Here is an 18,357-nt window from a genome sequence, read left to right on the forward strand (position 1 = left end):
GACCACACGCCAATGCCCGGAAAGCCGGGTGAGACTGCCCACCAAGAGGCGTGACGCCGGTCAAGCCGGGCGTGGCCTCTTGGTCCCCTTCAATACCCGGGTGCCCGCCTCACCGACTGCGGCACGGCCCCGGCCGGCTGGCCCCGCACCATGATCCGGGAATAACCGTGCCCCGTCGGCACGGCCTCCCGATACGATGTGTGTCTGTCCTGGCCTAGTCTGCCCCGTAGGTGTTGGCGATGTAGACGTCGCAGGACGCAGTGTGGGCAACGCTGTTGGCGATGCTGCCCAGCACCCGTCCCAGGCCGTGCATGCGGCGGTTGCCTACAACGATCATCCTCGCGTCGGAGCGTTCCGCCTCTTTAACGAGGGCTTCGGCCGGCTTGCCGCGGGCCGCCGAGTAGGTCACAGTGAGCCCCGCGACGGCGAGGCCAGCGGCAACGTCCTTGGCAACTTTCTCGGCCGCGCCGGCATCGGAGACGATCCATTTATCGGTGCCGCTGCCGTAAACCTCGGTCCGGTCGGTATCAAAAGCCGACACGACGTGCAGGGTCGCCCCCAGCGCCACTGCCAGGTCCCGGGCCGCCTCTGCGGCCTTGCGTGCTGTGGCGCTGCCGTCCACGCCGACAACAATGATTCCACTCATGATCCACTCTCTTTCGTTCGCAGCATCCGGGCGGGCTGCATGTTCGCATCCTGCGTCTGCCCGGCTGGTGTCCATCATTAGGCTACAGCGCCGGCCCGACACGCAGCGCGGGTCAACTGGCCGGGTGCCCTGTGGCTTGTGGCTCGATGGCTTCCTTTAGCACCGGCGCAAGCCGGCGCACACCTTCGGCGATGCGTTCCGGAGGCACAGCACTGAAGGCCAGGCGAAGCTTATTGGAAGGTTCGGCCGAGTGGCTGAAGGCAGCTCCCGGGATGAAGACGACGCCGGCATCGATCGCCTTGCGGAGCAGGGGGTACGTATCCACGCCCTCCGGAAGTGTCACCCACACGAAGAAGCCGCCCTCCGGCCGTGTCCATGTCAGCCCGTCCGGCATGTACTTCTCCAGCGCAGCAAGCATGGCGTGGCAGCGTTCCGCGTACAGTCCCCGGTACGTCTCGATCTGTCCCTTCCAGTCGTAGTCCCTGAGGTAAGCCGAAACCAGCATCTGGTTCAGCGTGGGCGGGCACAGCGTCACGGCCTCGGCTGCCAGATAATATCGGCGCTGCAAATGGGCGGGGACGAGCGCCCAGCCGATGCGCAGCCCCGGCGCGAAGATCTTGGAAAACGACCCCATATAGATGACATCGTCCGGATTAGCGGCCCGCAGCGGTTGCAGTGGCTTCCCCTCAAAGCGGAGAAGGCCGTAGGGGTTGTCCTCGAGCACCAGGATGTTGGCGCGGCGGCAGAGATCGACGATCCGCTGGCGCCGCTCCTGCGCCAGGGTGATTCCCGAGGGATTGTTGAAGTTGGGGATCGTGTAGAGGAACTTGATGTTTTTCCCGGCGCCCTGGAGTTCGGCGATCCTGGCCTCGAGAAGCTCGGGCACCAGGCCGTCGTCGTCCATTGCGGCGGCCTCAACCTGGACCTGGTACGCCTCGAAGGTGTTCAGGGCGCCCACATAGGTGGGTTCCTCGACGAGGACGACGTCCCCGGGGTTGCAGAAAACCTTGGTGGCCACGTCCTGGGCCGACTGGGAGCCGGCGGTGATCACCACGTTTTCGGGCAGCGCGTCCAGGATGCCCTCGGCGGCCATGACCTCGCAGATCTGGGTGCGAAGCTCTTCCGTGCCCTGCCCGCTGCCATACTGCAGGGCGGTCAGGCCTTGTTCGGCGATGATCGCTGCAGCGGTCTGGCCCAGCCTCTGCAGGGGCAGCGACTGGAGGTAGGGGCTGCCGCCCGCCAGGGAGACGAGCCCAGGGCGCAGCGAGATGTCGAAGACGTCTCGGACAGCCGACTGCTTGATGTTCGCGGCGCGCTCCGAAAAAAGTCCTTCGTGGCGATGCGAGGACGTTGCCGCCCGTTCAATCGCGTCAATGGCTTCGGCGGGGAGGACGGCTGCGGCGGCGTCGAGTGTCTCGTGGGTCACAGTCCCTAGGATACAACCAGCTGTTGTCAGTAAGGCAACAATTGTTCACGAAATGCGCTATTCGAAGCCCAGGTCCTTTACGCGGGCACGCCGAGGGCATGGAATGGAGCCATGACCACGTACCAGTCCTTTCCTGCCCAGTCGGACAAGGCCGCAGCCTTCCGGGAACTCCACGCTGAAGGGCCGGTGCCGCTGGTGCTGGTGAATGTGTGGGACGCGGCCTCGGCCAAGCTCGTGGAGCAGGCCGGTGCGCAGGCTCTGGCCACATCAAGCTCAGCTATCTCCTGGAGCCTGGGTTTTCCGGACGGCAACCATTTGCCCCGTGCCCTCGCCGTGGCGGCGCTCAACAGGATTGCGGCCGCGACGGACCTGCCGGTGACGGCCGACATCGAAACGGGGTACGCCGGCAGGGACGGCGCCTTCGACGATGCCCAGCTGGAGCAGACCATCTCGGCGGTCCTGGCATCCGGGGCTGTGGGGGTGAATATCGAGGACTCCGGAGGTGAGCCGCTCACCGACGTCGCGGAGCAGGCCCGCAGGATCGGGGCCGTCAGGAGGCTGGCGGAGGAGCATGGGGTGCGGCTCTTCATTAACGCCAGGACGGACACCTACCTGTCCGGGCGGTTTCCGGAATCGGCCTTCGAGGAAACGCTGCGGCGGGCCCCGGCATACCTGGCGGCCGGTGCGGACGGGATCTTCGTCCCCGGCGTAACAGACCTGCATGTCCTGCACGAGCTCTCCCGGCGGATCCCTGCGCCGCTGAACGCGCTGGCGGGCGTGGGGGCCCCCTCAGTCGGGGAACTGCACGACGCCGGCGTGCGGCGGATCAGTATCGGCGGCAATACCGCGAAGGCGGCTTACGCAACGGTGTCCAGGGTGGCTGCCGAAGTCCTGGGCGACGGCAACTGGTCCAAGCTGGCCGGAGCTCGAAGCCATGCCGAGATGGACGCTCTCTTCACCCGGGCCAACGCACGTGAGTGACGCGCGCCTGGTGACGCATGTGCGTGACTCGCATGTGGTGAATCAGGCGGCGTGTGCTTAGCGCAGGCTCAGGACGTCTGCCAGCCTGACGCCGTCGACGTAAATCTCCGCCCGGACGGCGCCGACGGCCGTCACGGCCGTGTGGGTCAGCTGGGCCTCAATCCGCGGGATATCGCAGGTGCCGCCGGGCTGAACCGCTCCGCTCAAGTTGACCACCACCGTCTCCCCGTCCAGGAAGCCGGAAACGTACTTCAGCGCGGATGACTCCAGGGCGTTGTACAGCCCAGCCGGTGTCCCGCTTCCAGACAGAAGCTGGCTCATGGCTGCCTGAAGCGGCTCGCGGATCGCGGGGTCCGTGTGGCGCACGGGGACGAGGCTGTCGTTGCAGCCGAAGCGCACGCCGGAACTGCCGCCGTCGTCCACGGCCACGTAGTACACTGCCGTGCCGGCGGGGACTCCCTCTGCCCCGCCTGGGCCGCTCCCGGCGCCCGTTCCGAAGCCCGCAGCAGGTCCGGCTGCCGAACCTTCAGTCCCCGTGCCCGGCGCCGGAGGGCCTGGTGCCCCAATTGCAGGCTGCTCGTGGATGGCTGGTCCGCCTGCGGATCCTGCAACCGGTCCCTCAGCGGATCCCTCCGCAGGCGGTTCCGGTGGCATGACGGCGGGCGGAACCGGGGTCGCAAAGTCCTGCGGGACGGAATTCGTGCCCGCGCCTGACCCGAGGGCCGACTCCGCGCCGGATCCCTGGGCCGGTTTTCCGCCCGGAACCGCCGGCGGTGCCGCAGGCGCAGCACCCTCAGGGGCAGGTTCCGGTGCCGGGGCGGGTCGGGGGTCGGGGGCGGTCAGGCCCTGCCCGCCGGCAGGAGCCTGTTCCACAGCGTTCCCGCCCGGTGAGGCCGGGACGGACACGCAAGAGCCCAGCCCCAACGGAAGCAGCAGGCATAGGGCAACAGCCGCCGTCGTCAGCGTCCTGCCGCACTGACTGGTCCTCATGACTGCACCGCACTTCCCGCTCGCGCGTCCCGTATATCAACGGTAGTGCGGTGGAAGTCGGCGTGGAACGGAGTGCCGGTGACAGTTCGGCCGCAGCTCAGTTACGGAATGGTTGCGCTGCACGGCGCCGGCCGGTGCGCGCCGGGACGCCAACGCCCCCGGCAACTGTCACGTTGCCAGGGGCGCCTCGGGGGGATGGGAGGTGTGGCTTGGGCTAGGCTGCGGCCTCTGCCTTCTCGGCGGCGGCAAGGGCGCTGAAGATGCCCTGGATCTGCTCGACAACCTCGGCGTCGTCCTTCGGGTGGGTCTCGGCGAAGCGGACCATGGAGCCCGGAACGGCGAGCTTGACGTCCTCGAGGACGCGGGCGCCGGCGATGCCGGCGGCCTTGCGGGCCTCGTCCTGGGCCCAGACACCGCCGAACTGGCCGAAGGCGGTGCCGACGACGGCGGTGGGCTTGCCGACAAGGGCGCCGGCGCCGTACGGGCGGGACAGCCAGTCAATGGCGTTCTTGAGCGACGCCGGCATGGTTCCGTTGTGTTCGGGGGTGACCAGCAACAGGGCGTCGGCGTCATTCGCTGCGGCGCGGAGGGCGGCGGCGGCCTCCGGGACCTGGCCCTCGACGTCAATGTCCTCGTTGTAGAAGGGGAGGTTGCCAAGGCTCTCGTGGATGACGATTTCGAGATCCTCCGGGGCGTTGAGCTGGATAGCCTCGGCGAGTTTGCGGTTGTGGGAATCGGCGCGAAGGCTGCCGACCAGGGCAAGTACGGTGTTCTTGGACATGTGAACTCCTAGTGTCAGCCGCGGAGCGTCCGCGGCGGCTGGTTGTCGAGGCGTTTTTTGCCTTCACCGATACTAAACGGACTACGGTCCGGATATTATTCCCCAGTCTAGAATGATTTATGTGAGCCTCATCCCAATCCGCTCCGGAATGCCCGGCGGCTCCGGTCCGGAGCGCCGCGACGCCGCCCGCAACCGGGAACTGCTTCTGTGTGCAGCCCGGCAGCTCATCGAGGAGTGCGGCGCGGATGGCCTCACCATGGACAAACTGGCGGAACGGGCAGGCGTGGGCAAGGGAACAATCTTCCGACGCTTCGGCAGCCGGGCCGGGCTCATGATGACGCTGCTCAGTGATGCCGAGGCCGAGTTCCAGGGCCGCTTCATGTTCGGCCCTCCGCCCCTGGGCCCGGGGGCGCCTCCCCTCGAACGGCTCATCGCGTTCGGCGCCGGCCGCATTGGCTACATCCTGGAATACGGCGACCTCGCCCGGGCTGCCGACCATTCTGTGTACAACCGTTTTGAGGTTCCCGCCGTGGTGCTGTGGCACAGGCATATCGAGCATCTGCTGCTCGACGCAGGCTTCGACGCGGACGCGTGGCTCATGGCCATGTCGCTGAGTGCCACCCTGGATGCGGAACGGCTGCTCCACACCGTCCGCGTGCACGGAGTTTCCCCGGAGCGGCTTGAGGAGTCCTGGCGCGAGCTGGTCACGCGCGTGGTCGGATCTGCGGAGGGCGGGATCCCGGAGTAGCGTTGCACCATGAGCACCGCATCCCCCTCCTCGCCCCTCTCTCCGTCGGGACGGCAGCCGTCCGGTGAACGCGGACCTATCCGCACCGCCGTCGTGGGTTTTGGCCTCTCCGGAAGCGTTTTTCACGCCCCGCTGATCGCTGCCGACTCCCGATACTCACTGGACGTCATCGCGACGTCGGACGCCGGCCGCCAGGCGGCCGCCGTCGACCGCTATCCGGGTGTGAAAACGGTTCCGGACGCCGACGCCGTCCTCGCCATGGCCGGGGACCTTGACCTTGTGGTCTTGGGGACGCCCCCGGCAACCCATTACCCGCTGGCGAAGGCCGCGCTCGAGGCAGGGCTTGATGTCGTCGTGGACAAGCCGTTCACAGTGACCAGCGCCGAGGGCGTGGAGCTGACGGCGCTGGCAGAAAGGCTGCATCGGGTCCTGACCGTCTTCCAGAACCGCCGCTGGGACGGCGACTTCCTGACCGTCCAAGGTCTGCTCGACGCCGGGGCACTGGGGCAGGTGATGCGGTTCGAATCACGCTTCGAGCGCTGGTCCCCGGAAGTGTCCAAGGCCTGGAAAGCGGAGGCCACCGCAGCGACCGGCGGAGGCGTCCTGTTCGACCTGGGCACCCACCTGCTGGACCAGGCGCTGGAACTGTTCGGGCCCGGCCAGATTGTGCACGCGGAGCTCAACGCCCGGCGGCCCGGTGAAAACACGGACGACGACTGCTTCCTCGTCCTGAAACACGGATCCGGCGTGCTCAGCCACCTCTGGATGAACATGCTGTGCGCCCAGCAGGGGCCGCGCTACCGCGTGCTGGGTTCTGAGGGCGCCTTCACCAAGCACGGCGTGGATCCGCAGGAACCGTACATTGTGGCTGGCGGAGGCCCGCTGGACGAGGAGTACGGTCTGGAGGATCCGGAGTGGGCCGGGCAGCTGGGCCGCGACGGCCACCTTGACCGGGTGTCCACCGAACGCGGCGCCTACCCGGAGTTCTACCGCATCCTTGCGGACAAGATCACCGACGGCGGCGCCGCCTCCGATCTTCCGCTTCCGGTGGATCCGGCAGGCCCGGTGGAAGTCCTCAAACTGATCGAACAGGCCCGGGCCATCGCTTAAATGAAACCGCTGGTTGAGCCGAAACGTGGGTGCGGTTTCGACAAGTCCGTGATCTGCGTATCGACGTCGGCATCTCTGCGTCGATTGCGCTGATCTGCTCGGCCAGCCGGACGACGAGGGCCGAGCCCGTGGATTGTGTTGGCAGGACCGTGTGCTGGGCGTTCGCGGCCTCGAGGGCTTTCTCCCACCGCGGACGGGCTGTAGATCGCTGCGCTTGCGCGCCTGGTCGGCGATGATCCTGGCGTCTTTCGCATCGGTCTTGCCATCGCCGCGGTACGTTGCTGCGCCGTGGTGCACGATCCGTCCGGGGGTATAGAACAGCTGCTGCCCGTGCGCGGCCAACAGCTCCGTTTTCAACCCGTTTCGAGAGCGGCTCCGTCCCGGATTGATCGATCACTACACAATGATGAGCCCTCTTGCCCGAGTCGATTCCCCGCCCACACCGCCGGCATGCCTTATCCCCTTCGATCAGCTCAATTATTCGGTGGCGCTGTCGATAACTATGCCGGCACGTCCTTACCCAACGATCAATGTCGTAAGTCTTATTCAGCGGTCGAGTCATCGGCGGGCAGCGGGCGGCCATTCCCAGTGAGCCGTCCAAGCGGCAGGGAGACCTGTGCCATACCCGCCACCCGAGGGTGATCGAAACACTACGACAGCTGCCAAATCACCCACAACAACAACGTAAGGGGTGGTCCTGACTCAACCATCAGTGACCGGCGAGTCGTGGGTGGTCCTGGTTCAAGCCGTCACACCGGTCCTGAACCAAACTGCCATTTTCCACGTCTCTTGGTTAGGGGGCGTGCAGGGTTGCTGGGAGGAAACCCGCCATTTTGCCCGCAGCTTGGCACCGCTGTAGGCATTCCTGAATAGTCGTACGAGTAATTGGACTCGACAATGCTGTCGGCACCAGTTACATGGGGGCTGAGGTTATGACCGATTGGCGAATTGGACGGAGTTTTAGGTTCCGTTGGGCGACGGTACCCGTGGTCCCGTTAGGTTCCGGTCCGCCAGTCGGAACCGACGTTGTTACCCTGGGTGCTGCGGAACGGTCCTCTGCCGAGTTCCTGACGGGCGCTCACTGACATGCGCCGGATTGTCGGGTTCAGTCTGAAGTTCCGCGCTTTGGTGGTGGCCATTGCGGTGGCAATGATGGCGTTCGGCGGCGTTCAGCTCAGCACCGCCTCTGTGGATGTCTTTCCCGAGTTTGCGCCGCCGAAGGTAGAGATCCAGACCAGCTGCATCGGTCTGACCGCTGCCGAGGTGGAGCAGTTGGTGACCGTTCCGCTCGAAGACGCCCTCAACGGAGTCGAGGGGCTGGAGGAAATCCGCTCCAAATCCGTGGAACAGCTGTCCTCGATCGTGCTCATTTTCGCTCCGGGGGCGGACCTGCTCAAGGCCCGCCAGCTCGTCTCGGAGCGGCTAGCCACCGTCACGCCGTCGCTGCCCACGTGGGCGACGCCGCCGATGATGCTGCAGCCGCTTTCATCCACAAGCCGGGTCATGAAAATCGGCCTGACGTCGGATGAACGCTCCCTGATTGAAATGTCCATGATCTCCTACTGGAAGATCCGGCAGCACCTGCTGCGTGTCCCGGGCGTGGCCAACATCGCCATCTGGGGCCAAAGAAAGCAAATGCTCATGGTGCACGCCGTCCCAGAGAAGATGAAGGCGAACGACGTCACGCTGAACCAGGTCATGGAAGTCACAGCCGACGCGCTCGACGCCGGCCTTCTGCAGTATTCGCCCGGGGCCTTCGTCGGCACCGGGGGCCACATAGAGACGCCAAACCAGCGGCTCAGCATCCAGCACGTGCTGCCGATCGCGACGCCGCAGGACCTCGCGGAGATCGTTATCGAGGAACGGAACGGGAAGCCGCTCCGCCTCGGGGACGTCGCCAATGTGGTGGAAGACCACCAGGCACTCATTGGGGACGCAGTGATCAACCAGGGCCCCGGGCTGATGCTCATTGTGGAGAAACTTCCATGGGGCAACACCCTGGAGGTCACCAAGGGTGTGGAGGCAGCCCTCAAGCAGATGGAGCCCGGGCTTAGCGGCATCACCATTGATACCGAGATTTTCCGTCCGGCGACCTTCATTGAGGAATCGCTCGACAACCTCAGCCGTGCGCTGCTGCTGGGCTGCATCCTCGTGGTGCTGGTGCTCGGGGCGTTTCTGTTCCAGTGGCGGACCGCGCTCATCAGCCTGATCGCGATCCCGCTGTCGCTGGTGACGGCGGCGTCCGTCCTCTATCTGACCGGCACCGCGGTGAACACCATGGTCCTGGCCGGGTTGGTGATTGCGGTCGGAGTGGTGGTGGATGATGCGATCATCGACATCGAAAACATCATCCGAAGACTCCGGCAGCACCGGGCGGAGGGCGGAACACGTTCTACTGCCTCGGTTGTGCTGGAGGCCTCCCTGGAGGTCCGCGGACCGATCGTCTATGCCACGCTGATCATCATCGCCGCCGCTGTGCCGATCTTCTTCCTTCAGGGACTTACCGGCGCCTTCTTCAGACCGCTGGCCATTTCCTACACCCTGGCCGTGCTGGCCTCAATGGTCGTGGCGCTGACTGTCACACCGGCCCTGGCGCTGATCTTCATGCGCAAGGTTCCGTTGAAGGAGCAGGAGCCGCCCCTCGTCCGCGTGCTCAAACGAGGCTATCACCGGATCCTGAGGAAGATCATCCGTCGTCCGGTGGCAGGCTACGCGACGTTCGGCGCCATGGCGGCCGTCGGTGCCCTCACTGCACCGCTGCTTGGGCAGTCGCTGCTGCCTGATTTCAAGGAACGCGACTTCCTGATGCACTGGCTGACCCAGCCCGGCACATCCTTGGAGGAGGAATACCGCATCAGTCAGAAGGCCTGCGCGGAACTGCTGACCATCCCGGGCGTCCGGAACTGCGGCGCCCATATCGGGCAGGCCTTCAACGCCGACGAAGTCGTGGGGGTGTATTTCGGTGAGAACTGGATCAGCATCGACCCCGCCGTGGACTATGACAAGACTTTGGCCGCAGTCCATGAAGTCGTCGAAGGTTATCCCGGCATCGTGCGCGACGTTCAAACCTACCTGAAGGAGAGGATCCGCGAGGTTCTGACGGGCGCCAGCAACGCCGTCGTCGTCAGGCTCTACGGCAACGACCTGGCGCTCCTGCGTTCAAAGGCCGCCGAAATCCAGGCGATCTTCGACGGGACAGAGGGAGCCATCGACGTCCACACCGAACTGCAGAAGGACATTCCACAGATCAATATCGAGGTCGATCTGGAGAAGGCGCAGAAGTACGGGCTGAAGCCGGGTGACGTCCGGAGGGCGGCCGCGACGCTGGTTGGCAGTGAAGAAGTCGGTGACCTTTACCGGGACGGAAAAGTTTACGACGTCAGAATCTGGAGTTCCCCGAGCATGCGCTCGGACACAACCAGCATCACGAACCTCCCCATCGATACCCCCAACGGGCAGAAGATCCTGTTGTCCGACGTGGCACGCGTCGAGCTTGCACCAACGCCCAATGTCATCGAGCGTGATGCACACTCCAGGCGTATCGATATCGAGGCAAACGTGACAGAAGGATCCCTGGGCAGGGTTGTTGCGGCGATGGAGGAAGGGCTCAAGAAGGTGGCGCTGCCTCCGGGCTTCCGCACCGAGCTCCTGGGCGAATACAAGGAACGCCAAGAGGCAACCGCCACGCTGCTGACCCTCGCCACCGTGGCACTGGCCGTGATTTACCTGCTGCTGCAGGTAGCCTTCTCAAGCTGGCGGCTGGCCACACTGGTCATTCTCACGCTGCCAATCGCCCTTGTCGGCGGCGTGTTCGCCGCCTACCTCGGAGGGGGCGTGCTGTCACTGGGCTCGATCGTGGGCTTCCTGACCGTCATGGGCATCGCGGCCAGGAACGGCATCCTGCTCATCAATCACTGCCAGCACCTGGAGAAAAATGAGGGCATGAAGTTCGGGCCCGAACTGGTGCTGCGCGGTGCGGGCGAGCGGCTTTCACCGATCCTGATGACCACCCTCGCCACGGGGCTGGCCCTCGTTCCGCTGGTGGTCCTCGGCGAAATCCCGGGCCACGAGATCGAGCATCCCATGGCAACAGTCATTCTCGGCGGGTTGGTGACGTCCACGCTGCTTAACCTCTTCGTGGTGCCGTCCCTCTACCTGAGGTTCGCCAAACCCAAGGAACGACGGCAGCCCGCAGCGAAGGTGCATGCAATGACGAAAGTATGAATCGTTCAGGGGGATCACCCCTACCCGTAGCTGCTGCCACGGCATTGCTGACTCTTGTCGCCCACCGGTCCACCTGCCTGGCACCTGTTACCCAAATCGACAGCAACTATCCCACGGCGTTCCCATGAACCGGACATCAACACCATGTAGACGCCGGAGTTCGCCCGATCCGTACCAGGCCCGCCCACGTGGAGAGCCGGCGCCATGGAGGAACGCAAGACCCGCTTCACCCTGCTCCTACGGCTATCCAGCGACCAGCTGCCACGACTGTGGCCAACGCGCTCATCACGCATACGCCCGGCTACCGCTGCCGCTGCGCCGCACGCTGACCTGGGACCAAGGCAATGAAATGTTCCAGCATCTTCTCCCGGTGTTAGGCGGAAACCAGTTCGTGCCAGTCCGCCACGAGGGGCAGGTCGTGCGCCTCGGAGACGGAGTGGTGTGCCACGTGGCCTGCTGCGATGTTCAGGCCGGCGGCGAGGGCGGGGTCCTTTTCGAACGCGGCCCTGACGCCGAGGTTTGCCAGGGCCACGCCGTAGCGCAGGGTGACGTTGGTCAGTGCGTAGGTGGACGTGTTCGGAACGGCGCCGGGCATGTTTGCCACGCAGTAGAAGATCGTGTTGTGGACCTTGTACGTGGGTTCCTGGTGCGTGGTGGGGTGGGTGTCCTCGAAGCAGCCGCCCTGGTCCACCGCGATGTCCACGAGGACCGAGCCGGGCTTCATGCGGGCCACCAGCTCGTTGGTCACGAGCTTGGGGGCCTTGGCGCCGGGAATCAGCACGGAGCCGATCACCAGGTCCGCGTCCACTACTGACTTTTCGATCTCGTACTTGTTGGACGCGACGGTCTTCAGCCGGCCCTGGTACTGGGCATCGAGTTCACGGAGGCGGTTGATGTTGATGTCCAGGATGGTGACGTCCGCCCCGAGCCCCAGGGCCATGGCGGCGGCGTTGGTACCCGCCACGCCGGCACCCAGGACAACGACCTTGGCCGGACGGACTCCGGGAACGCCGCCCAGGAGCACGCCCTTGCCGCCGGCCGGGGCCATGAGCGAGGTGGCTCCGACCTGGACGGAGAGGCGGCCGGCGACCTCGGACATCGGGGCCAGCAGGGGAAGGGTGCGGCCTTCCTGGACCGTTTCGTACGCGATCGCCGTGACGCCGGAGTTGATGAGCTCGCGGGTCAGTTCGGGCTCGGCAGCGAGGTGCAGGTAGGTGAAGAGGATCAGGCCCTTCCGGAAGCGGTGGTATTCCGCGGCAATGGGTTCCTTGACCTTCATGACCATGTCCGCCCGGGCCCAGACGTCGTCGGCTTCGGCGACGATCTCGGCGCCTGCTATGGCGTATTCCTCATCCGTGATGCCGGAGCCCAGGCCTGCGCCGCGCTCCACCAGAACCGTGTGGCCGTGGGTGCGGAACTCGTGAACGCCGGCGGCGGTGATGGCGACGCGGAATTCGTTGTTTTTGATCTCTTTGGGGATACCGATGATCATTTTTTTGGGCTCCATGTTCGATGGCTGTGTGGGCCAAGGTTTGCGGGGGAGTTGTGCTTCCAGAATAGATCCGGCTGTGAGGCAGGCGACAGGTTGGGGGCCGCGGGCCTGCAGCGAAAACCGCAGAATTCCGGGGTTTTTCCTCGAAACGGTTAGACATTTGTCGAGGCTGGGAGCGTCAAGTGTCGCCTGCTGTCCGTTCGCCCCGAATGCCTTCCGGGACGTAGTCTTGCTGCATGCAGCAGGATGTGGAGCAGCTCGTGGAGCGGGTGGCGCAGAAGCTGGGCCGGGGTCTGTCGCTCGAGGACCTGGACGGACTCTTGCTCGCATACAGTTCCAACCAGTCGCATGCCGACCGGGTCAGGGTGAACTTCCTGCTCAGCAAGCGCGTTCCCGTAGACGTGAAGGCGTGGCAGCTCTCCCATGGGATCGCCACTGCGGTGCGCCCCGTCGTCGTTCCCGCCAACGAGGAGCTGGGCATGCTCGGGCGCGTCTGCGTCCCGCTGATGGTCCGCGGCTTCCGCGTGGGCTACCTCTGGGTCCAGCAGGACCTTGAGGAGGAAAGCGCGACGGCGATTCTCACCCAGTTGCCCGACGTCCGGGAGGAGCTTGACCTGCTTTCCGGCCTGCTGCTGGACTCCAACACGGCCGAATCTGAATTCCGCCGCGGCCGCGAACGTGAGTTCCTGGCGGCCTGCGCGGGTGAGGCCAACGCTGTGGCCGCCGTGGCCGGCTGGAAGGAAGTGCAGGACCGTGGACCGTGGCAGCTGGTGACAGTCCTCGATGCCGACGGCTGGGCCGCGGGGCCGGATCCCATAGCGTCTACGCTGATCCACCGGTCTGCGGCGCTGCAGGCAACCATTGGCGTCGATGCCGTACTCTTCAGCGCGGGCACCGAAACCCACGCCGTCGTGCTGTTCCGGGAATCGACAGGCAGGGCCAGCCACGCGCAGGTGCTGGTGCACTACCAGCTGGAACTCGCCAAAAGGGCGGGACGCCCGGTTGACCGCATCATCCTCGGCATCAGCGAAGGTTTCACGCGCACCAAGGAGCTGGCCGAGGCGTACCGGCAGTCGCGGGTGGCCGCCCAGGCCGCGGCGGTGGACGCGCAGCTGGGCGAACTTGTGGATTGCCGGGCCACGGGCGTCTACCAGCTCCTGGCCTCGGCCGGCGGGGGCGCCGGCGTCTGGGGTGATGCCGGGTCCGTGAACTTCCAGGCTCTGGAAGACCACGACCGCAACGGCGAGCTGCTGCCTGTCCTAGAACTGCTCTACGACAACGACGGTTCGGTCCAGGACGTTGCCGCGAAACTGCATCTTCACCGCAGCAGCATCTATAACCGGCTGGGCCGCATCCGGCAGTTGCTGGGGGTGGATCCGCTGAAGGGCATGGTCCGGCTGGAGCTGCATGCCACGCTCAAGGCGCGGCGGTGGGCGGCGAGGCCGCGGATTTAGCAGGGGCGGATCTCGCCGGGAACGTCAGGCGGCGTTGCCTTCGCCGCGCGGGCGCTGGTCGCCGCTGGGCTGCTCCCCGCCGCGGGATTCAAGCGGGCGCTGTTCGCTAACGCGCTGGTCGCTGGCGCGCTGCTCACCTGGCTGTTCGCTGACAAGTTGCTCACGCGTGGGCTGTTCCCGGTTCCGGTACCGGGCAATCCTGCTTTCCGTCCACATGGAAACGGCCACGTAGGCCACGCAGCTGGATGTGAAGATGGCCGTATTGTTCAGATCCATGACCATTCCGAGGACGGCGGCAACACCCATGGCGGCAATGCCCGCCACAATGTGCAACCCCCGGAATCTCAACACGAATAAAGAGTAACCCCGGTCAGCGGATCGTTTCCCTCCCAGGGCCGGATCGTTGCTTTATCCTTATCACGCCGTCACCGACGGGCAGCGGCGCGTCATTTTTGCCCGCTGTCTGCCTCCGGTGCATCGTCCGCTGGAGTGCCTTCGGCCGCCTGCTTTTTCTTTTGGCCGTCCAGCCAGGCCATGATGGCGGCCAGCCGGATCCGGCGGTGGGTGCCGCGGTATTCCACGGGTATCTCGCCCCGGTCCGTCATGTTCCGCAAGTAAGTGTGAGAAATCCCGGCCAGCTCTGCCGCCTGGGACGTGGTGAGCATTTCCTCCACGCTGCTCACCGTCACGGCCTCGCCGCGGCTGAACCTGGCGAGGAGGTCGACGACGGCGTCCCGCGCCTGGGGCGGCAGCCGATGGACCGTGCCGTCAACGAACACGGTGATGTCCGTGCCGCCGTCGAGCGCCTGCCGGAGTTTCTGCGCGTCTTCGGCGGGAAGTGCGCCCGCCACTCTGGGAGCTATCAATGCCATGGCAGAAGCCTAACTGTTGCCATCCGGCTTCCCGTGACCAGCCGGCGCTCCCCGAGCCCCGCCGGATCACCTCCAAGGCGGGTATGCTCGGCGGATGAAACTTGGCGGCGGAGTAGATGTGACGGCGCGCGGCCTGACCGGCCGCCTGTACGCCTCTGAGGCCGGTCGGGGCCGGCTTGCCGAGACGTCCAAGGTAGACCGGCCCGTGTTCGTGCTGCTCCACGGCATTGGGGTTTCACACCGTTACTTTGCCCGGCTGCACCGTGAACTGGCGAGCGGAAGGCAGGCGCGCGATGCCGTCGTCTATTCCTTTGATCTGCCCGGCTTCGGCGATGCGAAGCGCCCGGACCACCAAGTATCGGTGGGCGAATACGCCGCCTTCGTCGCGGCCGTCCTCTCCGACGCCGGCGTCCGCTCCTGCGTGGTGGTGGGCCACTCCATGGGGGCGCAGTTCGCCGTGGAACTCGCGCTGCAGGAACCGGAACTGGTCAGCCGCGTGGTGCTAATGGGCCCGGTGGTGGATCCCGCCCGGCGGAGCGCAGCCTGGCACTCTCTGGCTTTGATGAAGGACGCGCTGTTCAGCGAAAGTCCGCCCACCAACGTGGTGGTGTTCAGCGACTACTTCAAGACCGGGCTCCGCTGGTACCTGACGCAGTTGCCCGTGATGCTGGGCTATCCGCTGGAGACGAGGGTCTGCGGCGTGGCCCAGCCCGTGCTGGTGCTCCGGGGCAGCCGGGACCCGATCGCCCGCCGCCCCTGGTGCGAGTTCCTCGCTTCCCAAGCCCAACACGGCACGATAGCGGACGTGCTGGGGCGCGGCCACGTCGTCCAGGACACCGCCCCGGAGGCCGTGGCCCAAGCCATTGTCCACTGGGCCAGTACGGCGGCCGGCGGCGTCACGGCCTAAGAAGTGCACGCCGCTGCAGCGGCCGGGCCGGCACCCGAAAAATCCAGGCACCGGCCCGGCCGACTAACAGGTTCGGCAATCAGGCCCGGCAATCAGGCTCGGCAATAGAGGTCGCCCGCCGGGTTACAGGCCGAGCTCCTCGAGGACGGGAAGCTTCTCCCGGACCCACGCGCGCGCCTCGGTGGCGCTGGGCGCGGACAGGGCCAGTTTGGCCAGTTCCTGGGCCTCGGCCAGCGTGACTGTCTTGAGGACGGCGGCCACCGCGGCCAGGGATCGGGCCGTCATGGACAGCGTGGTCACCCCGAGGCCGGTCAGGACGACGGCGAGGGCCGGGTCAGCGGCTGCTTCGCCACACACGCCCACCGGCTTGTTGTGGCCTTCCGCGGCTGCGCCTTCCACGGTGAGCCCCACGAGGCGCAGCACGGCCGGCTGCCAGGGCGTGTTCAGGCCGGCAAGGGGGCCGAGCTGGCGGTCGGCGGCCATCGCGTACTGCGTCAGGTCGTTGGTGCCCAGGCTGGCGAAGCCAACCTCGCGAAGGATGGTGTCCGCGGTGAGGGCGGCGGACGGGACCTCCACCATCACTCCGGGCGTCTTGATGCCGGCGTCGGCGCACATGGAGGCGAACCGGGCTGCCTCTTCGGCCGTGGAAATCATGGGGGCCATGACCCAGACCTCGGCCTCGGACTGCTTTTCGGCAAGTGCGATGGCTTCGAGCTGGCGGTCCAGCACGCCCGGCGTGGTGAAGTCCGTGCGGTAGCCCCGGACGCCGAGGGCGGGGTTGGGCTCCGTGGAGTCGGTCAGGAAGGGAAGCGGCTTGTCGGCGCCGGCGTCCAGCGTCCGGAGAACCACCTTCTTGCCGGGGAAGGCGTCGAAGACGCCCTTGTAGGCGGCGGCCTGTTCTTCGACCGTCGGTTCGGTGTCGCGTTCCAGGAAGCAGAATTCGGTGCGGAACAGGCCCACGCCCTGCGCCCCGAGTTTCGCTGCGGCCACTGCGTCCTTGGCCCCGCCAACGTTGGCGAGGAGCGGGACCAGGTGACCGTCCGCCGTCGCGCCCGTGCCGCTGAACTCGGCGAGGAGGGATGCCGTGGCCGCCCAGGCCTCCGCGGCGGAGCGCAGCGACTCGTCCGGATCCGCGGTGATGGAGCCTGCGGCGCCGTCCACATAGACCTCGGTGCCGTCCGGCAGTTCGTCAACTCCCACGGCGGCCACCACGGCCGGCAGGCCGAGGGAGCGGGCGATGATCGCGGTGTGGGACTGTGGGCCGCCGCCTGCCGTGACCAGGGCGAGGACCTTGTTCGGGTCCAGGGTTGCGGTGTCCGCCGGGGCCAGGTCCTCGGCCACCAGGATGAAGGGGGTTTCCGAAGTGGGAATCCCGGGGGCGGGCACGCCCCGGAGTTCAGCCACGATGCGGGCGCGGACGTCCAGGATGTCCGTGGCGCGCTCCGCCATGTAGCCACCCAGGTTGTGCAGCATTTCGGACACCGAGGAGCCCGACTCCCAGATGGCTCGCTGGGCAGACGTGCCGCGGGCGATGAGCTTCGCGGCACCCTTGATCAGCATGGTGTCCTTGGCCATCAGCGCAGTCGCTTCCAGAACGGCTTTGCCGTCGCCGGTGGCGTGGTCGGCCCGTGCTTTCAGTTCATCGTGGACGGCGGTGGCTGCTGCCTTGAGTGCCGCCGTCGCCTCCTCGGGGGTGGTGCCTGCCGGCAGCTGCTCGCCGGCCGGAGGTTCGCTGATGGGCTTGGGCATCTGGCGGATGGTTCCGATGATGCGGCCTGGGCTGACGCCAACTCCTGGGAAGTTCTGCACTGAAGGTCCTCGTTCTCTGCCGGTAGCCAGGCCCGCCTGTCTGCGCCCGGACTCTCCGGGCCGTTCGGAACAGCTGTGTCCGACGGTGTTCTGCGGTGCCTGAAAAAATTGTATGTGATGCAGTTCATATAGCGTTGCTATAGGTGATAGGGTAGCGGTTATGAGTTTCGATGGCCAGTTGCCGCCCAAGATGAGGCTGTTGCGTGCGGCAGCCGAACTGCTGGCCAATTCCGCGGGGGCACCCGTCTCCACCCGGCAGATCACCCAGCTTGCGGGGGTGACTGCGCCAACCCTGTACCACCACTTCGGTGACAAGGAGGGCCTGTTTGACGCCGTCGTTTCCGCAGGATTTGAAGAGTATGTGGCGGGTGAACGGGACTTCGCCCCGTCCGGCCAGCCGCTGGAAGACATCCGGCGGATGTGGGACAACCACGTGCAGTTCGGGCTGAACCAGCCGGAACTTTATCTGGTCATGTTCGGTAACATCCGCCCGGAAAGCCGCCCCGCCATCGTTGCCGATGCCGAGGCGCTGATGGAGGAGATGCTGAACAAAGCCGCCGCGGCGGGGCAGCTGAACGTCCAGCCGCGGGAAGCCGCCAGGAGCATCCTGGCGGCCAACGTGGGCGTCACGCTCATGCTGATCTCGGAACCGGCCACGGACAGGAACCTCGAACTGTCCGCCATGACCCGGGACGCCATGATCTTCGCGGTGTCCACGGACCAGGCAAGGAAAGCCGGGCCTGACGAATCCGGGAAGTCGTCAGTGGTGGTGGCTGCCATCGCCCTGAACGCGGCTTTGCAGGCATCGCACTCCGACCAGCTCTCCAGCTCGGAACTCAAGCTCTTTCTCGAATGGCTCCACCGGATCTCCACGGGTCCGAACAGTTAGTCGTTGAAAATATCGGACCATCCTGCGG

15 protein-coding genes and 1 pseudogene are annotated in these 18,357 nt (G+C 66.0%); 7 read left to right on the plus strand and 9 right to left on the minus strand.

From position 1 onward, the window contains the following. Positions 1–214: 214 nt before the first annotated feature. Positions 215–646 carry a universal stress protein gene (locus AC5RUM_RS04370; RefSeq protein ID WP_494033769.1) on the minus strand — a complete coding sequence of 144 codons (432 nt, stop codon included), beginning with the start codon at positions 644–646 and terminating at the stop codon, positions 215–217. Between the two features lie 112 nt (positions 647–758). Next, entirely contained in the window at positions 759–2,072 is a 1,314-nt protein-coding gene (locus AC5RUM_RS04375) for an aminotransferase-like domain-containing protein (RefSeq protein WP_494033770.1), read from the minus strand. A gap of 111 nt (positions 2,073–2,183) precedes the next feature. On the opposite strand from AC5RUM_RS04375, the gene AC5RUM_RS04380 reads away from it, so the two are divergent. After that, positions 2,184–3,053, plus strand: a complete 870-nt coding sequence (locus AC5RUM_RS04380; protein WP_494033771.1) for an isocitrate lyase/PEP mutase family protein — start codon at positions 2,184–2,186, stop codon at positions 3,051–3,053. A 57-nt stretch (positions 3,054–3,110) separates the two neighbouring features. Here AC5RUM_RS04380 and AC5RUM_RS04385 read toward each other — a convergent pair whose 3' ends face one another. Further along, positions 3,111–4,043, minus strand: coding sequence for a GerMN domain-containing protein (locus tag AC5RUM_RS04385; RefSeq protein ID WP_494033772.1), 933 nt, complete (start codon positions 4,041–4,043; stop codon positions 3,111–3,113). A gap of 214 nt (positions 4,044–4,257) precedes the next feature. Beyond that, positions 4,258–4,824, minus strand: coding sequence for an NAD(P)H-dependent oxidoreductase (locus tag AC5RUM_RS04390; protein ID WP_494033773.1), 567 nt, complete (start codon positions 4,822–4,824; stop codon positions 4,258–4,260). Between the two features lie 121 nt (positions 4,825–4,945). Here AC5RUM_RS04390 and AC5RUM_RS04395 point away from each other — a divergent pair, with 121 nt between their 5' ends. Continuing rightward, positions 4,946–5,572, plus strand: coding sequence for a TetR/AcrR family transcriptional regulator (locus tag AC5RUM_RS04395; protein ID WP_494033774.1), 627 nt, complete (start codon positions 4,946–4,948; stop codon positions 5,570–5,572). 9 nt (positions 5,573–5,581) lie between these two features. Next, the gene (locus AC5RUM_RS04400; protein ID WP_494033775.1) at positions 5,582–6,682 is read left to right on the plus strand and encodes a Gfo/Idh/MocA family protein; all 1,101 of its coding nucleotides are present in this window, start codon (positions 5,582–5,584) and stop codon (positions 6,680–6,682) included. Positions 6,683–6,865: 183 nt separating this feature from the next. On the opposite strand, the pseudogene AC5RUM_RS04405 reads toward AC5RUM_RS04400, so the two are convergent. Further along, positions 6,866–7,134, minus strand: a pseudogene (locus AC5RUM_RS04405) (IS110 family transposase); the annotation flags it as partial. 634 nt (positions 7,135–7,768) lie between these two features. On the opposite strand from AC5RUM_RS04405, the gene AC5RUM_RS04410 reads away from it, so the two are divergent. Beyond that, positions 7,769–10,906, plus strand: a complete 3,138-nt coding sequence (locus tag AC5RUM_RS04410) for an efflux RND transporter permease subunit (protein ID WP_494033776.1) — start codon at positions 7,769–7,771, stop codon at positions 10,904–10,906. Between the two features lie 373 nt (positions 10,907–11,279). Here the strand turns inward: AC5RUM_RS04410 and ald are convergent, their stop codons facing one another. Further along, positions 11,280–12,398 carry an alanine dehydrogenase gene (gene ald, locus AC5RUM_RS04415; protein ID WP_494033887.1) on the minus strand — a complete coding sequence of 373 codons (1,119 nt, stop codon included), beginning with the start codon at positions 12,396–12,398 and terminating at the stop codon, positions 11,280–11,282. Positions 12,399–12,634: 236 nt separating this feature from the next. Between ald and AC5RUM_RS04420 the strand changes: the two genes are divergently transcribed. Next, on the plus strand, positions 12,635–13,852 hold the full coding sequence (locus tag AC5RUM_RS04420) for a PucR family transcriptional regulator (RefSeq protein ID WP_494033777.1): 1,218 nt from the start codon (positions 12,635–12,637) through the stop codon (positions 13,850–13,852). Between the two features lie 24 nt (positions 13,853–13,876). Here the strand turns inward: AC5RUM_RS04420 and AC5RUM_RS04425 are convergent, their stop codons facing one another. Then, positions 13,877–14,203, minus strand: a complete 327-nt coding sequence (locus AC5RUM_RS04425) for a hypothetical protein (RefSeq protein WP_494033778.1) — start codon at positions 14,201–14,203, stop codon at positions 13,877–13,879. A gap of 95 nt (positions 14,204–14,298) precedes the next feature. Next, on the minus strand, positions 14,299–14,724 hold the full coding sequence (locus tag AC5RUM_RS04430; RefSeq protein ID WP_494033779.1) for a helix-turn-helix domain-containing protein: 426 nt from the start codon (positions 14,722–14,724) through the stop codon (positions 14,299–14,301). Between the two features lie 94 nt (positions 14,725–14,818). On the opposite strand from AC5RUM_RS04430, the gene AC5RUM_RS04435 reads away from it, so the two are divergent. Further along, positions 14,819–15,631 carry an alpha/beta fold hydrolase gene (locus tag AC5RUM_RS04435; protein ID WP_494033780.1) on the plus strand — a complete coding sequence of 271 codons (813 nt, stop codon included), beginning with the start codon at positions 14,819–14,821 and terminating at the stop codon, positions 15,629–15,631. Positions 15,632–15,754: 123 nt separating this feature from the next. Here AC5RUM_RS04435 and ptsP read toward each other — a convergent pair whose 3' ends face one another. Next, positions 15,755–17,440 (minus strand): phosphoenolpyruvate--protein phosphotransferase, encoded by a 1,686-nt coding sequence (ptsP, locus tag AC5RUM_RS04440; RefSeq protein WP_494033781.1) that lies wholly within the window; start codon positions 17,438–17,440, stop codon positions 15,755–15,757. Between the two features lie 160 nt (positions 17,441–17,600). Between ptsP and AC5RUM_RS04445 the strand changes: the two genes are divergently transcribed. Beyond that, entirely contained in the window at positions 17,601–18,329 is a 729-nt protein-coding gene (locus tag AC5RUM_RS04445) for a TetR/AcrR family transcriptional regulator (protein WP_400580706.1), read from the plus strand. Positions 18,330–18,357 lie beyond the last annotated feature (28 nt).

It is taken from the genome of Arthrobacter sp. B2060 (genome assembly GCF_059090445.1).